Annotated in this window: 3 protein-coding genes; all 3 read left to right on the forward strand. The window is 64.6% G+C overall.

The annotated features are described in order from the left end of the window. Window positions 1-12 precede the first annotated feature (12 nt). The 3 genes from GKN89_RS14780 (at window position 13) to GKN89_RS14790 (ending at window position 19,509) form a co-directional block, all read left to right on the forward strand. Window positions 13-435 (forward strand): CidA/LrgA family protein, encoded by a 423-nt coding sequence (locus tag GKN89_RS14780; RefSeq protein WP_004936830.1) that lies wholly within the window; start codon window positions 13-15, stop codon window positions 433-435. Then, entirely contained in the window at window positions 428-1,117 is a 690-nt protein-coding gene (locus tag GKN89_RS14785; protein ID WP_004936833.1) for an LrgB family protein, read from the forward strand. The genes GKN89_RS14780 and GKN89_RS14785 overlap by 8 nt, the downstream gene beginning before the upstream one ends. A gap of 611 nt (window positions 1,118-1,728) precedes the next feature. Next, window positions 1,729-19,509, forward strand: coding sequence for a non-ribosomal peptide synthetase (locus tag GKN89_RS14790; protein WP_154747269.1), 17,781 nt, complete (start codon window positions 1,729-1,731; stop codon window positions 19,507-19,509). Window positions 19,510-19,551: the final 42 nt, after the last annotated feature.

Genomic DNA, 19,551 nt, shown 5'->3' on the forward strand with positions numbered 1-19,551 from the left:
AGGTCATCTTTCATGTCTCTGGCGTTACGCCGCGTAGCCCCCTCCCTGCTGACCCGTTTGCAGGTGCCGATTCAGGTGGCGTTGTATGCGGCGCTGTTCCTGATCGCCGATCGTCTGGTGCAACAATTCCACCTGCCGCTTCCCGCCAATATCGTCGGCATGCTGATGCTGTTGGCGCTGATCCTGCTGCGCATTCTGCCGCTGAGCTGGGTCAAGGCCGGTTCCCGCTGGCTGCTGGCGGAAATGCTGCTGTTTTTCGTGCCGGCGGTGGTGGCGGTGGTCAACTATGCCCAGCTGCTGATGGTCGAGGGCTGGAAGATCTTTCTGGTGATCGCGGTTAGCACTATGCTGACGCTGGGCGCCACCGGGCTGGTGGTGGACAGGGTGTATCGGCTGGAGATTTGGCTGCAGCGACGGAAGCAGCGCCATGAATGATTTCATCCTTAGCCTGGCCTGTTTTCTGGCGACGCTGGCGCTGTACTTCGCCAACAAGAAACTCTATCGCCGCCGCCGCACGCTGCTGCTGATGCCGTTGGTGCTGACGCCGATGATTCTGGTGTTGCTGCTGGTGGTCACCCACATTTCCTATCAGGACTACATCGGTGAAACCCACTGGCTGCTGTGGCTGTTGGGGCCGGCGACCATCGCCTTCGCGGTGCCGGTGTACGAGAACCTGCATATCATTCGCCGCCACTGGCTGTCGCTGACCGCCGGCGTAACGACGGCGGTGCTGGTGGCGGTGTACAGCTCGGTGTGGCTGGCGCGACTGCTGACGTTGCCGGAAGAGGTGCAGCGCAGCCTGGCGGTACGTTCGATCACCACGCCATTCGCGCTGGAGGCTGCCAAGCAGATGGGCGGCCAGCCGGACCTGGTGGCGTTGTTCGTGGTGATCACTGGGGTATTTGGCATGGCGGTGGGCGATATTCTGTTCCTGCGCCTGGCGGTGCGTAGCCGCCTGGCGAAGGGAGCCGGATTTGGCGCCTCGTCGCACGGCGCCGGCACCGCCCGCGCCTATGAGCTGGGGCCGCAGGAGGGCGTAGTGTCGAGCCTGGTGATGATGCTGGCGGGAATTATCACGGTAGTGGCCGCGCCGTTGATCGGCCGGCTGATGTGGTAAGACCTCTCGGGGCGGGCTATGCCGCCCCTTTTACGTCGTCTGTCGTTGGGAACGGTGCCGTTGATTGACGCCCGAAAAAACGAAGAAATTTTTCAGCATAATTTTTCCCATCGTTATAACAAAAAACGATAGATGCGCTGCAGGCAAAATCGCCGCTCATTTTAAATGGCAATGAATTAATTAAAAAGTAAATTATTTTCATTAAAACAATAAAGTATAACTTATTGATATGGAGAGGCTCTTATCGTAAGCATTGTTGCACATTAACTATGGTGAATAATAATAAGTAATATGAGTTCCTTCCTAATTATCTCGAATTAATACAAGCGGAATACGCTCGTCATCCCTGAGTAATATCGGGGAAATAAAATGGTCATTTATTCCCTTTCGCACATTTCGCCAAAAAAAATATCCTCTCCTATACTTCACACCTCAGCAAATTGAGGCACAGGGGGAACCTCTGGATTAAGCATTACATCCTTTCTTAGTTGGGGGGAGACCCAACTTTTCTACGGTTTTTTTATTCTGACTTGAACTGTCGGGCGGCCAGGCTTTGCCTAAATCCGGACGGTCCCTTTCATTAACGTAATGAAAACGTGCTAGAGAATATTATGAACAAACAAACTGATGTGAAGAGTGGGGAATTCCGTGCGGGTGCTCATGTTGCGGTGGAGAAAGTCGAACTGCATGAAATTACCACCGCTCAGCGCGAGCTTTGGCTGAGCGCCAGCATGTCTGAAGGCTTGCCGTTCAATATGTGGGGATACGGCACGATAGAAGGGCCGTTGCAGATAGCCCTGCTGCGCCAGGCGATAGACGCGATCGTTGAAGAAACGCCGGCGATGCAGGCCCGTTTCACCGAACAAGACGGCGAGCTTTATCAATACCGTGCGGCGCGCAGTCATGATCCGCTTGCCGTGCAGGATTTCAGCAGCCACGAATATCCTGAATTAGCGGCGCAGCGCTGGATGCGGCAAGATGCCGATCGCGTGATCTCCGCGCTGGATCAGGACCTGTTCGGTTTTGCCTTACTGACGTTGGCGCCGGGCAGCTATATCCTCTACCGGCGTTTTCACCACATGCTGGTGGATGGCCGCAGCGCCGAAGAGTTCATGCGCCGTATCGCGCTGTATTACAACGCATTGGCTGAGAAAAAAACCATTCCTGAATTCAGCAATTGCAGTTTTACCCGGCTGTATGAACACGATCTGCAGTACCGCGACTCTTCCCGCTTCGCTACCGATAAACAGTTCTGGCAAGGCTACACGCTCGCCGCGCCCCATAGCCTGACGCGTCAGGAGAAACTCGTCCCTTATTCGTCCATGCAAATCAGTAATCACACACTAACAATAAATGAGATAGCGGCGATTGATCGGGGGGCGGAAAAAGCCGGCGTGCATCGCGCTCATATATTGGCGACGGCCGTCGCATTATGTTTCCATAGTATTACTGGTCAGACCTTGTTGAATTTCAGCCTGCCGGTGACCGGTACGCGAGAGCGAAACAGTATTGGCATGACCGCGAATGTGGTACCACTGATTTTAGCCATTAACCCTGAAAGTCATCTGGCTGATTTCGCACAACAGGTCGCGGCGGAAATAGCCAAAGTGGTTCGTCGGCAATTATATCGCGGTGAAGACATTCGTCGCGATCGCAGCACCATGAGTTCATCCTGGTTTGGCCCCGCCATCAATATCGTTTCCTTCGATCATGGCGATCCGTTTTGGGGATGTAAGACGCGCTGGTACTACGGCGGCAACATTGCCGTCAGCGATATGCAAATTCTGTTTTACGAAGATCAGCAGGCGCAGGAGTTGGACGTCATGTTTGCCGATGCGCCGCATGCCCATTCATTAAGCCAGCTTGAGAGTTTGCAGCGGCGTTTCCAGTTTATTCTGCGGAGCCTTTGCGAGCAGCCTGAGGGCAGCATCGCTCAGGTGATGCAACAACTTCATGCGCAGCCTGAAACGGACGTCAGCGGCAGTTTCTACGATCTTCGCCGACTGCCGCCGGCCGCCGGCATCATCCGCTGGGATCGTCCTGCCGCTGAACTGGTGCGCCTCGCGACGTCACTCGGCCATCCGTCGGGCGATTGCGCGCTGAAAATCCTGTTGGCCGACCGGGCGCTGGGCGTTGGGCGCCTGGAAATGCTGTATGACGCCGGCGATGCGGCGCCCGGTACGCTGCTCAGCGTCGACGATGCGGGCTGGAATATCGCCACGGCGGAAGGGACTGTGCGGATCGGGGGCTGGTTCACCGCCGAAGGCGAGCTGGCGCCGGGGGAAGCGCTGGCGCAGCTGCGCGGCCTGACGGTGGGCGAGCGGTTGCCGTTGCTTGACTCTTCACAGGCGAAACGGCTGGAGGAGATGCAGGCGGCCGGTGGGCACCATGCGGCCTTCTGGCAACCGCGATTGGCGCAGTTTGCCCCGGCGGCGTTCCCGGTAGCCTGGCAGCGCGAAACCCGGCCGGTATGGCAGGCTACGGCCTGGCAACACGCGGGCAAGATCGAAGTTGAATCGGTGTTAACCGGGCTGGCGTTGTATCTGGGATTGATGGGCGGCGAAAGTGATTTCCAACTTGGTTGGCTGAACGCGACGGATGACGGCATCGGCGAGCCGGGTCAGGTCTGGACGCTGCCGCTGCAGATCTCGCTGAATCCGACGCTGGGCTTCGCCGAGGCGCAGGCGCAGATGCGACGCGAATGGCAGCAGGCGCGTGCGCGCCGGGCCTACCATCCGGCGTTGCTCGGCCTGGACACGCGTTCGCGCGCCTGGTCAACCGTTGTGGCGCTATTGGGCCGCGATACCGCGCCGGGGTTCGACGAAACCCAGGAAGGCGCAGCGGCGGTTAAACGCTCCGGCGCCCGGGCAGTGCTGCAAATCAGTGAAAGCAACGGCGCTTTCCGTTGGGTGTACGACAGTGCCGCGGTGGGGGACGAGCAGATGCTGCGCGCCGCGCAGCATCTGCTGTTGCTGCTCCAGCAGGCCGCTGCGGCGCCGAATGCGCCGGTGCGCGGTGAACGTTTACTGAGCCAGGCGGAGCGAGAGCTATTGCTCAACCAGCGCAACCGCACCCACCGGGCTTTCCCGCCGGCGGCGAGCGTGTCGGCCCTGTTTGAAGCGCAGGCGCGGCGTACGCCAACGGCGCCGGCGTTGTCTCAGGGCGAGGTGTCGCTGAGCTATGCGGAATTGAACGTGCGCGCCAACCGGCTGGCGCACCATCTGGCGGCACGCGGCGTAGGGCCGGAAAGCCGCGTAGCGGTTTGCGCTGCGCGCAGCCCGGATATGATCGTCGCGCTGCTGGCGATCCTGAAAGCCGGCGGCGGCTATGTGCCGCTGGATCCGGCTTATCCCGCTGAGCGGCTGCACTATATCGTGCAGGACTGTGCGCCGGCGCTGCTGTTGGCGGACAGCGCCGGCCGCGCCGCGCTGGGAGAGGTGGCGGCGCCGCTGTTGGCTCTGGAAGACGCGCTGCCAGAGCAGGATCACGACCTGCCGCCGCGCGCGCAGCCCGACAATCTGGCGTATGTGGTTTACACCTCGGGCTCGACCGGCAAACCGAAAGGGGTGATGGTGGAGCAGGCGCACCTGATCAACCTGATCATGTGGCACTGCGCAGCGACCGGTTTGCAGGCTGGTGAACGAACGACCAGCATGGCGGGGCTGGGTTTTGACGCCAGCGTTTGGGAAATCTGGCCGACGTTGACGCAAGGGGCGATGTTGCTGCTGCCGCCGGCAGAGGCGGCGGGCAATGGCGAAGCGCTGCTGCAATGGTGGCGCGGCAGCGGTGTGCAGGTCGGGTTTATGGTGACGCCGCTGGCCGAGATCGCACTGATGGGCGAAATGCCAGCCGATCTGCGGATGCTGCTGATCGGCGGCGACAGCATTCGCCGCTGGCCGCTGCAGGCGCCGCCTGGCGTAACCATTGTGAATAACTATGGGCCGACGGAGACGACCGTGGTAGCGACGTCGGGCGAGCCGGCGGTCGGTGCGGCGATGCCGTCAATCGGCCGGCCTATCGCCAACGGCCGGGCGTACTTGCTGGATGAATATGGCCAGCCGGTGCCGCTGGGCGCCGTGGGTGAGCTGTATATCGGCGGCGCGCAGGTGGCGCGCGGCTACCTGAACCTGCCGGAGCTGACGGCGGAGCGTTTCCTGGCCGATCCTTTCGCGCCGGGTGGCCGCATGTACCGCACCGGCGATCTGGCGCGCTATATGCCGGACGGCAGCCTGGAGTATCTGGGCCGCAACGATCTGCAGGTCAAAATTCGCGGCTTCCGCATCGAATGCGGTGAAATCGAGTCGCAGCTGACTATGCATGCCGCCGTGCGCGACGCGGTGGTGGATGCACTCACTGATGGCGAAGGCGACAAACGTCTGGTGGCCTGGGTCGTGCCGCAGCCGGAAGCGGAGCGTGAGGCGTTGGCGCAGACGCTGCGCCGGGCGCTCGCTGCAGCGCTGCCGGATTATATGGTGCCGACGGCCTTTGTGTGGCTGGAGGCGTTGCCGCTGTCGCCGAACGGTAAACTGGATCGGCGCGCGCTGCCGGCGCCGGCACCGGATGCCGCCATGCGCGAAAACTATGTCGAGCCGCAGGGGGAAACCGAAACGCTGCTGGCTCAGATCTGGCAGTGGTTGTTGAACGTTGAACGCGTGGGGCGTCATGACAACTTCTTCGAGTTGGGCGGCCATTCGCTGCTGGCGGTGAAACTGATGGCGCAGCTGCGCCAGGCCGGGCTGTCGGCGAGCGTTCAGGCGCTGTTCTCCACGCCAACGCTGTCGGCTCTGGCGCAAACGCTGGTGTCGCAGCAGCGGATCAAGGTGCCGGAAAATCGGATTGCGCCGGGTTGCCGCGCAATCACGCCGCAGATGTTGCCGCTGGCCGATCTGACTCAGGCGGAGATCGATCAGATCGTCGACGGCGTGGAGGGCGGCATCGACAACGTACAGGATATCTACGCCCTCTCCCCGTTGCAGGAAGGCATCTTGTTCCACCATATGCTGGCGGAAGAGGGCGATCCCTACCTGTTATCGGCATTGCTGCGTTTCGACAGCCGGGTGCGTTTCGATCGCTGGCTGGCGGCGATGCAGCAGGTGGTGGATCGTCATGACATTTTGCGCACGGCTTTTGTCGGTGCGGGGTTGTCCGAACCGGTACAGGTCGTCTGGCGTCGGGCGCGTTTAGCGGTGATCGAGCTGGCGCTGGATCCGGCCGAGGGGCCGATCGGCCGTCAGCTGGAAGCGCGTTTCGATCCCCGGCGGATCCGACAGGATCTGACGCGGGCGCCGCTGCTGTATTACGTCATCGCCGAAGAGAGCGACGGCAGCTGGTACGTCTTGCAGCAGTGGCACCACCTGATTGGCGACCACTCGACGCTGGCGATGATGGGAGAAGAAGTCAACGCCATTCTGGCCGGACGCGGCGAGACGCTGGGCAGTGCGCAGCCGTTCCGCAATGCGGTGGCGCAGGCGCGTTTGGGGCTCAGCGAACAGGAACATGAGAGTTTCTTCCGCGGCATGTTGGCGGACATCGACGAACCGGTGCTGCCGTTCGGGCTCGGCAACGTCCACGGCGACGGTCAGTGCGCCAATACCGACCGCCTGGCGCTGGCACCGACGCTGAATGCCGGCCTGCGTCGACAGGCGAAACGGCTGGGCGTCAGCCTGGCCAGCCTGTGCCATCTGGCCTGGGCACAGGTGCTGGCGCGCACCAGCGGGCGGGATGCCGTGGTGTTCGGCACGGTGCTGCTGGGCCGCATGGAATCGGGCGAAGGCGCCGAGCGGGCGCTGGGGCTATTCATCAATACGCTGCCGCTGCGGCTGGATATGGACGGGCGCAGCGTTGAGGCGTCGGTGCGGCAGGCGCATGCGCGCTTGAGCGGCTTGCTGGCGCATGAGCACGCCTCGCTGGCGTTGGCGCAGCGCTGCAGCGGCGTGAACAGCGGCGCGCCGCTGTTCAGTGCGCTGCTGAACTACCGTCACAACGACGGAGAAGAATTGGCGCTGCCGGAAGGGGTCAGCCTGATCGGCGCGGACGAACGCACCAACTATCCGTTTGTGCTGTCGGTGGACGACGGCATGGACTCGCTGGCGTTGACGGCGCAGGTCATCGAGCCTATCGAAGCCGCGCGGGTGTGCCGCTATATGCAACAGGCATTGACCGCTCTGGTGAATGCGCTGGAACACACGCCGGAAATGCCGGTGCGTGAACTGTCGATTTTGCCGGACGACGAGTACGCCTTGCTGATCAACGGCTGGAACGCAACGGCGCAGCCTTACCCGCAGGATGTCTGCCTGCATGCGTTGTTTGAAGCGCAGGTGCGCCGCACGCCGGACGCCGTGGCGCTGGTCTGCGGCGACGCCGAACTGAGCTACGCCCAGCTGAATGCGCAGGCCAATCGCCTGGCGCACGCGCTGATGCAGCGCGGCGTCGGTCCGGATTGCCGCGTGGCGGTGTGCGCCGAGCGCAGTCTGGCGATGGTGACGGCATTGTTCGGCATCCTCAAGGCCGGCGGCGCCTATGTGCCGCTGGATCCGGCTTATCCGGGCGAGCGTCTGCAGTATATCCTGCAGGACGCCGATCCGGTGCTGCTGCTGGCGGATGCCGCCGGTCGCGCGGCGCTGGGCGAACACGCGGTGCCGCTGCTGGCGCTGGATGAACCGTTGCCGAACGATCTGAATGCCGATAACCCGGCATCGCGCGCGCAGCCCAATCATCTGGCCTACGTGATTTATACCTCCGGCTCGACCGGCAAACCGACAGGCGCGATGAATGAGCATCGCGGCATCGTTAACCGCCTGATCTGGATGCAGCAGGCTTATGGATTGACGCCGGCGGATACGGTGCTGCAGAAAACGCCGTTCGGCTTCGACGTCTCGGTGTGGGAATTCTTCTGGCCGTTAATGTATGGCGCGCGCCTGGCGATGGCGCGCCCTGAAGGCCATAAGGATCCTGAGTACCTGAGCCGCGCCATCGAACAGTATGGCGTGACAACGCTGCACTTTGTGCCGTCGATGCTGCAAAGCTTCCTGTTGTATGAAGGCGCGAGCCGCCGCTGCGGGCAGGTGGTGCGCGTCATGTGCAGCGGCGAGGCGCTGCCCGCCTCGCTGGTGGCGGAGTTCTATCGCCAGATGCCGCATGTCGAGTTGCATAACCTCTATGGACCAACCGAAGCGGCGGTGGACGTGACCGCCTGGCATTGCACCCGCCAACCCGGGCTGGTGTCGGTGCCGATTGGGCGGCCGGTGGCCAACACGCGGATCTATCTGCTTGATGAACAAGGGCAACCGGTGCCGCTGGGAGCGGTTGGCGAGCTGTATATCGGCGGCATTCAGGTGGCGCGCGGCTATTTCAACCGTCCTGAACTGACGGCGGAGCGCTTCCTGGCCGATCCGTTCGATGCTGGCCACGGCGGCCGCATGTACCGTACCGGCGACGTGGCCCGCTACCTGCCGGACGGCAATATCGAGTATCTGGGGCGCAACGATCAGCAGGTGAAGATCCGTGGTTTCCGTATCGAATGCGGAGAGATAGAGGCGGCGCTGGCCGCGCATCCGCAGGTGCGTGAAGCGGTGGTGGATGCGCGCGGCGGCGACGGCGGTGAAAAACGCCTGATCGCCTGGGTGGTGCCGCAGCAGGGCGCCGAGGAGGCGTCGCTGGCGGAGACGTTGCGCCGGCATTTGGCCGATAAACTGCCGGATTACATGGTGCCGGCCGCCTGCGTGCTGCTCGAGACGCTGCCGCTGTCGCCAAATGGCAAGCTCGATCGCCGCGCATTGCCCGACCCGTCGGGCGAGGCCTATCGTCGTGAAGCCTACGAGGCGCCACAGGGGGACGTAGAACAGCGCCTGGCGGCGCTGTGGGAAGAGCTGCTGGGCGTGGAACAGGTTGGCCGCAACGACAGTTTCTTCGCCTTGGGCGGCCATTCGCTGTTGGCGGTGCGTTTGGCCAACCGCCTGCAGCAAAGCGGGTTGCCGTTGTCGCTGCAGGCGCTGTTCACCAACCCGGTCTTGCAGGCGCTGGCGCGCCAGATCACGCAGGCAGAAAGCCTGCCGCCGGTTCTGCCCGCGCCGCGCGATGCGGCCTTGCCGCTGTCGTTCGCTCAACAGCGCCTGTGGTTCCTGACCCAGCTGGACGGCATGAGCGAAATTTACCACATGCCGCTGGCGCTGCGGCTGCGCGGGCCGCTGAATCTGGCCGCCTGGCAGAGCAGCCTCGACGCGCTTTATGCGCGCCATGACGCGTTGCGCACCGTTTTCATCAGCCGCGACGGCCAGCCGCAGGCGCTCATTTTGCCGGTCGCCGGTTTACCGCTGACGATCCACGATCTGCGCGGCGTCGCGGATGCGCAGGCGCGCGCCGCCGCGTTGATGCGGGAAGAGGTCACGGCGCCCTTCGATCTGGCCGGCGGCCCGCTGCTGCGCGCCTGCCTCATCCGGCTGAGCGACGATGAACAGCTGTTCGCGCTGACCTGCCACCACATCATTTCCGATGGTTGGTCGAACGGCATCCTGCTGCGGGAGCTGGGCGCGCTGTACGGCGCTTTGTGTCACGACGAACCGTCGCCGCTGCCGCCGCTGGCGTTGCAGTACGCGGATTACGCCCACTGGCAGCGGCAATGGTTGCAGCCGGCGCGGTTGTCGAAGCAGGCCGATTATTGGCGCCAGACGCTGGGCGATGCGCCGGCGCTGTTGACGCTGCCGACCGACCGCCCGCGCCCGGCGGTGCAGTCATTCGCCGGGGATCGGGTGGCGATCTCGCTCGATGCCGAGCTGACCGCGGCGCTGAGGCAATTCAGCCTGCGTCAGGGATGCACGCTGTTCATCACGCTGCTGACGGCGTGGAGCGTCGTGCTGTCCCGCTTGTCGGGGCAGCGCGATCTGGTGATCGGCACGCCGGAGGCCAACCGTCGCCGGCTGGAAACGGAACCGATGATTGGCTTCTTCGTCAGCACCCTGGCGCTGCGCATCGATCTGTCCGACGATCCGGATTTGCCGACGTTGGCGCTGCGCGTGCGCGATACGCTGCTGGCGGCGCGCGATCATGGCGATCTGCCTTTCGAGCAGGTGGTTGAACAGGTGAACCCGCCGCGTCATCGCGGCCATACTCCGCTGTTCCAGGTGATGTTGAGCTGGCAGGACGGTTCGGTGCACGACATCGGTCTGCCGGGGCTGCAGGCGGAAGCGATCGATGCCGGCTATGCCGCGGCGAAATATGACATGACCTTGGATCTGACCGAGATCGGTGAAGAGATCGCCGGATCGCTGTATTACGCCACGGCGTTGTTCGATCGTGAAACCGCCGAGCGCTACGGGATCTATCTGCGCCAGGTGCTGCAGGGCATCGCCTTGGCGGCGGCGCAGCCGGTTTCGCAGCTTGCGCTGTTGCCGCAGGACGAGCGGCAGCGGTTGCTGCATGGCTGGAACCGGACGCCGGCCGAACCGCAGACGGACCTCTGCCCGCACCATCATCTGGAGCGGCTGGCGCAGCGCACGCCGGAGGCTGTCGCCGTGGTGTGCGGAGAAGAACGCCTCAGCTATCGGGCGCTCAATGAGCAAGCCAACGCGTTGGCGCAGGTGTTGATCGCCCGCGGCGTCGGGCCCGATCGCCTGGTGGCCCTGTGTGCGGAGCGCGGCACGCCGATGCTGGTCGGATTGCTGGCGATCCTGAAAGCGGGCGGCGCCTATGTGCCGCTCGATCCGGCTTATACCGGCGAACGTCTGGAGTACATTTTGCAAGATGCCCGGCCGGTGTTGCTGCTGGCCGACGCCGCAGGGCGCTCGGCGCTGAGCGGGGCCGACGTGCCGACGATGGCGCTGGAGGAGGATTGGGGCGCCGAGGCCGCCAATCCGCAGGTGGCGGGGCTGACGGCGGCCAATCTGGCCTATGTGATCTATACCTCCGGCTCGACCGGCAAACCGAAAGGCGTGATGGTGGAACACCGTCAGGTTGAGCGCCTGTTTACCGCGACCGATGACGGCTTCGGCTTTGACGCCGAGGATGTCTGGTGCCTGTTCCACTCGTTCGCCTTCGATTTCTCGGTATGGGAAATCTGGGGCGCGTGGCGCCACGGCGGCCGGCTGGTGATCGTGCCGCAGGAAACGGCGCGCTCCGCTCCCGCGTTCTATCAGCTGGTGTGCCGTCAGGGCGTGACGGTGCTGAACCAGACGCCAAGCGCCTTTAAGGCGTTCATTCAGGCTCAGGACGACACGCCGCATCGGCTACGCTACATCGTCTTCGGCGGCGAAATGCTGAATCCGGCCGATCTGGCGCCGTGGTATGCGCGTAATCGGCCGGACGCGCCGCGGCTAATCAATATGTACGGCATAACGGAAACGACGGTGCACGTCACCTACCGGGAAATGTCTCCGGCGGACATCACCGGCAGCGGCAGCCCGATCGGCCGCCGCATCCCGGATCTGCGTTTGTATCTGCTTGACGAACATGCTCAGCCGGTAGCGCAGGGCGCAGTGGGCGAGCTGTACGTCGGTGGGCTGGGGGTGGCGCGCGGCTACCTGAATCGGCCGGAGCTGAATGCGCAACGTTTCCTCGACGATCCTTTCGTGGCGGGAGAACGGATGTATCGCGCCGGCGATTTGGCGCGCTATTTGCCGAACGGTGAGCTGGAGTACCTGGGGCGCAACGATCAGCAGGTGAAAATTCGCGGTTTCCGCATTGAGTGCGGTGAGGTGGAGGCGGCGCTGCTGGGCCATCCTGAGGTGCGCAGCGTGGCGGTTGACGCCTGGCAGGACAACGGCGGCGACAAACGTTTGGTGGCCTGGGCGGTGCCGGGCGAAGGGGCGGATCGGGAAACGCTGGCGCTGCGGCTGCGTCAGCATCTGGCCGGTCGTCTGCCGGATTATATGGTGCCGACGGCCTTCATGTGGCTGGAGGCGTTGCCGCTGACCACCAACGGCAAACTGGACAAACGCGCGCTGCCGGCGCCGGAGCTGGGCGCCGCCGCGCGCGCCGTTTATGAAGCGCCGGCCGATGAGCGAGAGCGCCTGCTGGCGTCCGTCTGGCGTCAGTTGCTGAACGTGGAACGCGTCGGGCGTCATGATGACTTCTTTGCCCTGGGCGGGCATTCGCTGCTGGCGGTACAGCTGGCCAATCGGGTGCAGCAGGCCGGCTGGCGGCTGCCGCTGTCGGCGCTGTTCGCCGCGCCGGTGTTGCAGGCGCTGGCGCAGTTGCTTGAACGGGAGGGAGCGGCGCAGCCGACGGCCATCGTGCCGACGCCGCGTCACGGCGCCTTGCCGTTGTCGTTTGCCCAGCAGCGGCTGTGGTTCCTGAGCCAAATGGGCGGGATCGGCGAGACTTACCATATCCCGCTGGCGTTGCGCCTGGACGGCGAACTGGATGCAGCGGCGTTCCAGAGCAGCCTCGACGCGCTGTATGCCCGCCACGAGGCCTTGCGCAGCGTGTTTGTCTGCCAGGATGGGCAACCTCAGGTACGTATCTTGCCGGAGGCGGCCATGCCGCTGACGCATCACGACTTGCGCGGCGAGCGTCAGGCGGAGCCACGTTTGCAAGCACTGGCCGAATCGGCGATGAAAGCGCCGTTCGATCTGGAAGGGGGGCCACTGGTGCGGGCCTGCTTGCTGCATGTGAGCGAGCAGCTGCATCTGTTCCTGCTGACCTGCCACCATATCGTTTCCGACGGCTGGTCTACCGGGATCCTGATGCGGGAGTTGAGCGCGTTGTATGGCGCCTTCCAACGCGGTGAACCGTCGCCGCTGCCGCCGCTGGCGGTGCAATACGTCGATTATGCCGTTTGGCAGCGCCAGTGGCTGACGCAGGAGCGGTTGGCCGAGCAGGCGACGTTCTGGCGCCGGACGCTGGGCGATGCGCCGGCGCTGCTGACGCTGCCGACCGATCGGCCGCGCCCGGCGATGCAGTCGTTCGCCGGCGGTGAGGTGCCGCTGGTCATCGACGCGGCGCTCACCGACGCGCTGCGGCGGTTGAGCCGTCAATACGGCGGCACGCTGTTCATGACGGTGTTGGCCGCCTGGAGTCTGGTGCTGTCCCGCATGGCCGGCCAACAGCAAGTGGTGATCGGCACGCCGGAAGCCAACCGCGGCAGGCTGGAAATCGAACCGCTGGCCGGCTTCTTCGTCAGCACGCTGGCGATGCATGTCGATCTGCGCGGTGAGCCGACGCTGCAAGTCTTGCTCGAGCGAGTGCGCGAGACGGTGTTGGCGGCGCGGGAAAACGGCGATCTGCCGTTCGAACAGGTGGTGGAGGTGGTCAATCCGCCGCGCCAGCTGGACGCGACGCCGCTGTTCCAGGTGATGCTGGCCTGGCAGGACGGCTCGGTGCGCGATATCGCATTGCCGGGCCTGCAAACGACGGATGCGGGGTTGAGCTATGACGTCGCGAAATTCGACATGACGCTTGAGTTGGCGGAAAGCGGCAGCGGTATTGTCGGCTCGTTGAATTACGCCAGCGCCTTGTTCGATCGCGACACGGCGGTGCGCTACGGCGCGTATCTGCAGCAGGCGCTGCGAGCGATGGTGGCGGATCTTGCTCAGCCGGCCACGCGCGTCGATCTGCTGCCTGCGGCCGAACGCCAACGTCTGCTGCACGATTGGAACCGCACCGAGCGGGCGTATCCGGCGCAGGCGTGCGTGCATCAGCTGTTCGACGAGCAGGCGCGGCGCACGCCGCAGGCGACGGCGTTGATCGATGGCGAGCAGCTTATCCGCTACGAGCAGTTGGCGGAACGCGCCAATCGACTGGCCTGGCGTCTGATTGAGGCGGGCGTGGAGCCCGGCCAGCGGGTGGCGGTCCGGTTTGAGCGCTGCGCCGCCCTGGTGATCGCCCAATTGGCGATCCTGAAAGCCGGCGCGGCCTATGTGCCGGTTGATCCGCAGCTGCCGGCCGGCCGGCAAAACTGGATCATCGCCGACAGCGGCGCGGTGCTGCTGCTGAACGGCGGTGAGGACGACGCGCAGATTGGCGTCGGCGTCGCCCGTCTGCCTCAAAGCGACGACGCGGACCTGCCGGCCGGCGCGCCGATATTGGCGAGCAACAGTCTGGATCTGGCCTACATCATGTACACCTCCGGTTCAACCGGTAAGCCGAAAGGCGTGATGGTGCCGCATCAGGGGATCAACCGACTGGTGATCAATAACGGCTATGCGGAGTTCAGCGACTCGGATCGCATCGCTTTCGCCATCAACCCGGCGTTCGATCCGGCGACGCTGGAAGTGTGGGGCGCATTGCTGAACGGCGCCGCGCTGGTGGTGGTGCCGCCGGCGGTCTTGCTGGACGCCTCGGCGTTCGCCGATCTGCTGACGCGCCAGGCGATTACGGTGCTGGTGCTGCCGACCTCGCTGTTCAATCAGCATGCGCACAGCATCCCCGCGGCGTTGGCGGGGCTGAAATACCTGATCAGCGGCGGCGAAGCGGCGGATCCTCATGCCTATACCCGGGTGCTGAAGGAGGGCGGCCGGGTGCAGCTGATCAATGGCTACGGCCCGACGGAAGCCACCACCGCCGCCACCTCGGCGCACATCACCGTGGCGGCGGGGCGGCACCGTCTGCCGATTGGCCGGCCGATTGGCAATACGCGGGTGTATCTGCTGGACGAACACCGTCAGCCGGTGCCGCTGGGCGCGATTGGCGAGCTGTATATCGGCGGCGGGGGCGTGGCGCTGGGTTACCTGAATCGCGAAGATCTCACGGCCGAGCGTTTCTTGGCGGATCCGTTTAACGAGGGGGGCCGCATGTATCGCACCGGCGATTTGGCGCGCTATCTGTCGGACGGCAACCTCGATTACTGCGGGCGCAACGATCAGCAGGTGAAGATCCGCGGCTTCCGCATCGAGTGCAGCGAGATTGAAGTCCTGCTGGAAACGCACCCGGCGGTGCGCGAAGCGGTGGTTGACGTGCGCGGCGCGCATCCTGCGTTGATCGCCTGGATCGTTCCGCAAGCCGAGGCCGAAGGCCGCGATCTGACAGACGAGCTGCGGCGGCATTTGGCGGCGCAGCTGCCGGACTACATGGTGCCGTCGGCCTGTCTGATGCTCGCCGACTTGCCGTTGACCCCGAATGGCAAAGTGGATCGCCGCGCGCTGCCGGCGCCGCAGGCCGACGACTTTGCGCGCGTGGGCCATGAGGCGCCTCAGGGAGAGACGGAAACCCTGTTGGCGGCGATCTGGGGCGAATTGCTCGGTCTGCCGAATGTCGGCCGACACGACAATTTCTTCGAACTGGGCGGGCATTCGCTGCTGGCGGTGAAACTGATCGCGGAGCTGCGTCGCTGCGGCCTGACGGCGAACGTGCAGACGCTGTTTACGGCCCCGACGCTGGCCTCGCTGGCGGAGGCGCTGGAGGCGCGCTGCGAAATCGAGATCCCTGAGAACCTGCTGCGGCCGGATAGCGAACGCATCACGCCTGAGCTGTTGCCGCTGGCCTCGCTGAACCAGGCTGAGATCGACAGCATCGTGGCGCGCGTGCCGGGCGGCGTGGCCAACGTGCAGGATATCTATGCGCTGTCGCCGTTGCAGGAGGGGATTCTGTTCCACCACCTGTTGGCGGAGCGGGGCGATCCGTACCTGTTGTCAACGCTGCTGCGCTTCGAGAACCGCGAGCGTCTGGATCGTTGGCGGGCCGCGATGCAACAGGTGATCGATCGTCACGATATTCTGCGCACGGCGTTCATCAGCGAGGCGATCCGCGAGCCGGTACAGGTCGTTTGGCGCGCCGCTGCGCTGCCGTGGACTGAGCTGGCGCTCGATCCGGCGCAGGGGGCGATTGGCGATCAACTGCTGGCGCGCTTCGATCCTCAGCACGCGCGCCTGGATCTCAGCCGTGCGCCGCTGCTGAACGTGGTGGTGGCGCAAGATAGCGATGGCGGTTGGTGGATGCTGCAGCAATGGCACCATCTGGTGGGGGATCATTCCACGGCGGCATTGATCGAGGAAGAGATCGCCACGATCCTCGCCGGCAAAGGCGCCGAACTGGGGGCCGCACCGCCGTTCCGCAATGCGGTGGCGCAGGCGCGCTTGAGCGTCAGCGCGCAAGAGCATGAAACCTTCTTCCGCACCCAGCTGGCGGACATCGAAGAGCCGGTGCTGCCGTTCGGGCTCGGCAACGTGCGCGGCGACGGCAAAGGCGTCACCACGGCGCACCAGCCTATCGACAAGGCGCTGAACGAACGTCTGCGGCATCAGGCCAAGCGGCTGGGCGTGAGCCTGGCCAGCCTGTGCCATCTGGCCTGGGCGCAGGTGCTGGCCCGCACCAGCGGCCACGACCGCGTGGTGTTCGGCACCGTGCTGCTGGGGCGGATGCAGGCGGGGGAAGGCGCCGAGCGCGCGATGGGGCTGTTTATCAATACCTTGCCACTGCGCCTCGACATCGGCGATGACGATGTGGTGACGGCGGCGCGCCAGGCCCATGCGCGGCTGAGCGGGTTGCTGCATCATGAACATGCGCCGCTGGCGCTGGCGCAACGTTGCAGCGGCGTGGCGGCGGGGATGCCGCTGTTCAGCGCGTTGCTCAACTATCGCCACAACAACGGCAGCGAGCTGGTGCTGCCGGAAGGCATGACGCTGTTGAGCGCGCAGGAGCGCACCAACTATCCGTTCGTCCTGTCGGTGGAAGACGGCGGTGATTCTCTGGGGCTGACGGCGCAGGTCAGCGAGCCGGTGCCGGCGGCGAGGATCTGCGGCTATATGCAACAGGCGCTGGCCTCATTGGCGCAGGCACTGGAAAGCCAGCCGACTCTGCCGGCGAGCGAACTGGAGATCCTGCCGCCGTCAGAGCGCCGGCTGCTGCTGGAGGAATGGAATCAGACGGCGGAGCCTTATCCTGCAGAGCTTTGCGTGCATCAGCTGTTTGAGCGTCAGGCGCAGCGTGCGCCGCAGGCTGTGGCGATCGTGCAAGGCGATCGTCGGATCGGCTATGCGGCGTTGAACGCCCAGGCTAACCGGTTGGCGCATGCCCTGATCGCGCGCGGCATCCAACCGGGCGAGCGCGTGGCGGCACGCCTGACGCGCAGCATCGATCTGGTGGCGACGCAGTTGGCGATCTTCAAAGCCGGCGCGGTGTATGTGCCGATCGACCCGCAACTGCCGGCGGCGCGTCAGCAGTGGATCCTGGAGGACAGCGGCGCGCGTCTTATCGTCGGTGAAGCGACGGACGGGGATACCTTGCCGCTGCTGCGGCCGGAGGCCGCCGGCGGTGACGAGAGCGACCCGGCGTTGGCGCTGTCGAGCGGCGAAGCGGCGTACATCATGTACACGTCCGGCTCCACAGGGCTGCCGAAAGGCGTGATGACGCCGCACCAGGGCATCACCCGGTTGGTGATCAATAACCGGTATGCGGCGTTCGATGCGACGGAGCGAGTGGCTTACGCCGCTAACCCGGCCTTCGACGCCGCGACGATGGAGGTGTGGGCGGCGCTGTTGAACGGCGGCGAACTGGTGGTGATCCCGGCGGAAACCGTGATGGATGCGGCGCGCCTGAGCGCCGCATTGACGCAGCATCGCGTGACGACGTTGTTCCTGACGACCGCGCTGTTCAATCAGTATGTGTACAGCATGGGCGCGACGCTGGCCCAGCTGCGCTACCTGATCTGCGGCGGGGAAAAAGAGGAGCCGGGTGCCTTCGAACGTCTGCTGCAGGAAGCGGGGCCGGTACAGGTGATCCACGCCTATGGGCCGACAGAGGCGACGACCTTCGCGACGACGGCGACGATCGCCGAGGTGCAAGGCGCAACGCGCTTGCCGATCGGCAAACCGATCGGCAACACCCGAGCCTATGTGCTGGATGCGCGCGGCCGACCGGCGCCGCTGGGTGTTACCGGCGAGCTGTATATCGGCGGCGTGGGCGTGGCGCTGGGGTACCTCAACCGGCCGGAACTGACCGCAGAGCGCTTCCTGAACGATCCATTCAATCCGGGTGGACGCATGTATCGCACCGGCGACCTGGTGCGCTATCGGGCGGACGGCAACCTCGAGTATCAGCGACGCAACGATCGTCAGGTGAAAATTCGCGGCTTCCGCATCGAGATGGGAGAGATCGAGGCGCGCCTGGCGGCGCACCCTGCGGTGAACGAAGCGGTGGTCGATGCCCACTGCGTCGGTGCGGATACGCGGTTGATCGCCTGGATCAGCGTGCGTGAGGACGTGGCGAGCGACGGGTTGGCCGGTGAGCTGCGCCAGCACCTGGCGGCGCAGCTGCCGGACTATATGCTGCCCGCGGCCTTTGTCTGGCTGGCGGCGATGCCGCTGACGCCAAACGGCAAGATTGACCGGCGGGCTCTGCCGGCGCCGGAGATGGCCGCCGCCGCTGGCGAAGCCTACGAAGCGCCGCGCGGCGATACTGAAACGCTGTTGGCGCAGGCATGGGCGGAGTTGCTGGGGCTGCCGCAGATCGGCAGACACGACAACTTCTTCGAACTGGGCGGCCACTCGCTGCTGGCGGTGCGCCAGGCGAGTCTGGTGCAGCAGTGGGGGATCGCACTGCAGGTACAGGCGATCTTTGACCACCCGGTGTTGGCGGATCTGGCGGCGCATGTCGAGCAGCGTACGGGCGAACAGCCGCTCAGGGCATTGCCGGCGCGCCGCAGCGGCCAGCGCCCGCCGGTATTCTTCATGCCGACCGGCTATGGCGATCACTCCTATGTTTATGAGATAGCCAAAGAGATCGATGCGGACTTCCCGATTTATGCCGTGCCATGGCCAGAGATGACCGACGCGCCGCCGGCAACGATGGAGGCGATGGCGGAGATCGTCGCCGGGGTCATCCGACAGGCGCAAGCCAACGGGCCGTATCAGCTGTTCGGTTACTCTTCGGGCGGGATCTTGACCTACATGGTGGCGGAGCGGCTGCAGGCGGAAGGGGAAGAGGTGGCGCTGGTGGGCCTGCTCGACACCATGCGGCCGCAGCAGGCGATGCGCGATGCGACGCAGCTGTTCCTCAGCTGGCTGGAGGTGGAACATCCGACGCTGGAGACGGCGCTGTTCGCCCGCCTCCAGCCGCTGTCGGTGGAGGAGGCGCTGGCCGTGCTGCACGGCCAGGGCATCAGCACTTTCCTCGACGATCTGCAGAAGGAAGCCGCTTTGTGGCGCAAGCGTTATCACTATGCGACCCTGGTCGGCGCCAGCGTTATCCGGCCGCTCGGCCTTAATCTGCACCTGTTTAAAGCGGTGGAGGAGATGCCCGGCTTGTTGAACGACGATCTGGAGGCCTACTGGCAGCGCATCAAGCCGGCGGGTTACAACCGCCGTGACGGCTCGGCGCTTGGCTGGGAAGGGCATTTGCCGGCGTCGGCGGTGACGGTCAACCTGGTCGATGGCGATCATGTCACCATGATGTCGGAAGCCGCGAACCGGCGCGGGTTAGGGGAACGCATCAGCGCCGTGCTGAATGCGCTCGCCCGACGCTGACCGCGTTGCTTGTAGGTGAAGCCCTCGCAAGAGGGCTTTTTT

It is taken from the genome of Serratia sp. YC16 (assembly GCF_009707615.1).
Lineage (GTDB): Bacteria > Pseudomonadota > Gammaproteobacteria > Enterobacterales > Enterobacteriaceae > Serratia > Serratia surfactantfaciens.

Excerpts from the sequence above, each read along its gene's own strand:
- GKN89_RS14790 (WP_154747269.1), top strand. The coding sequence starts at position 1,729 with ATGAACAAACAAACTGATGTGAAGAGTGGGGAATTCCGTGCGGGTGCT.
- GKN89_RS14785 (WP_004936833.1), top strand. The coding sequence starts at position 428 with ATGAATGATTTCATCCTTAGCCTGGCCTGTTTTCTGGCGACGCTGGCG.
- GKN89_RS14780 (WP_004936830.1), top strand. The coding sequence starts at position 13 with ATGTCTCTGGCGTTACGCCGCGTAGCCCCCTCCCTGCTGACCCGTTTG.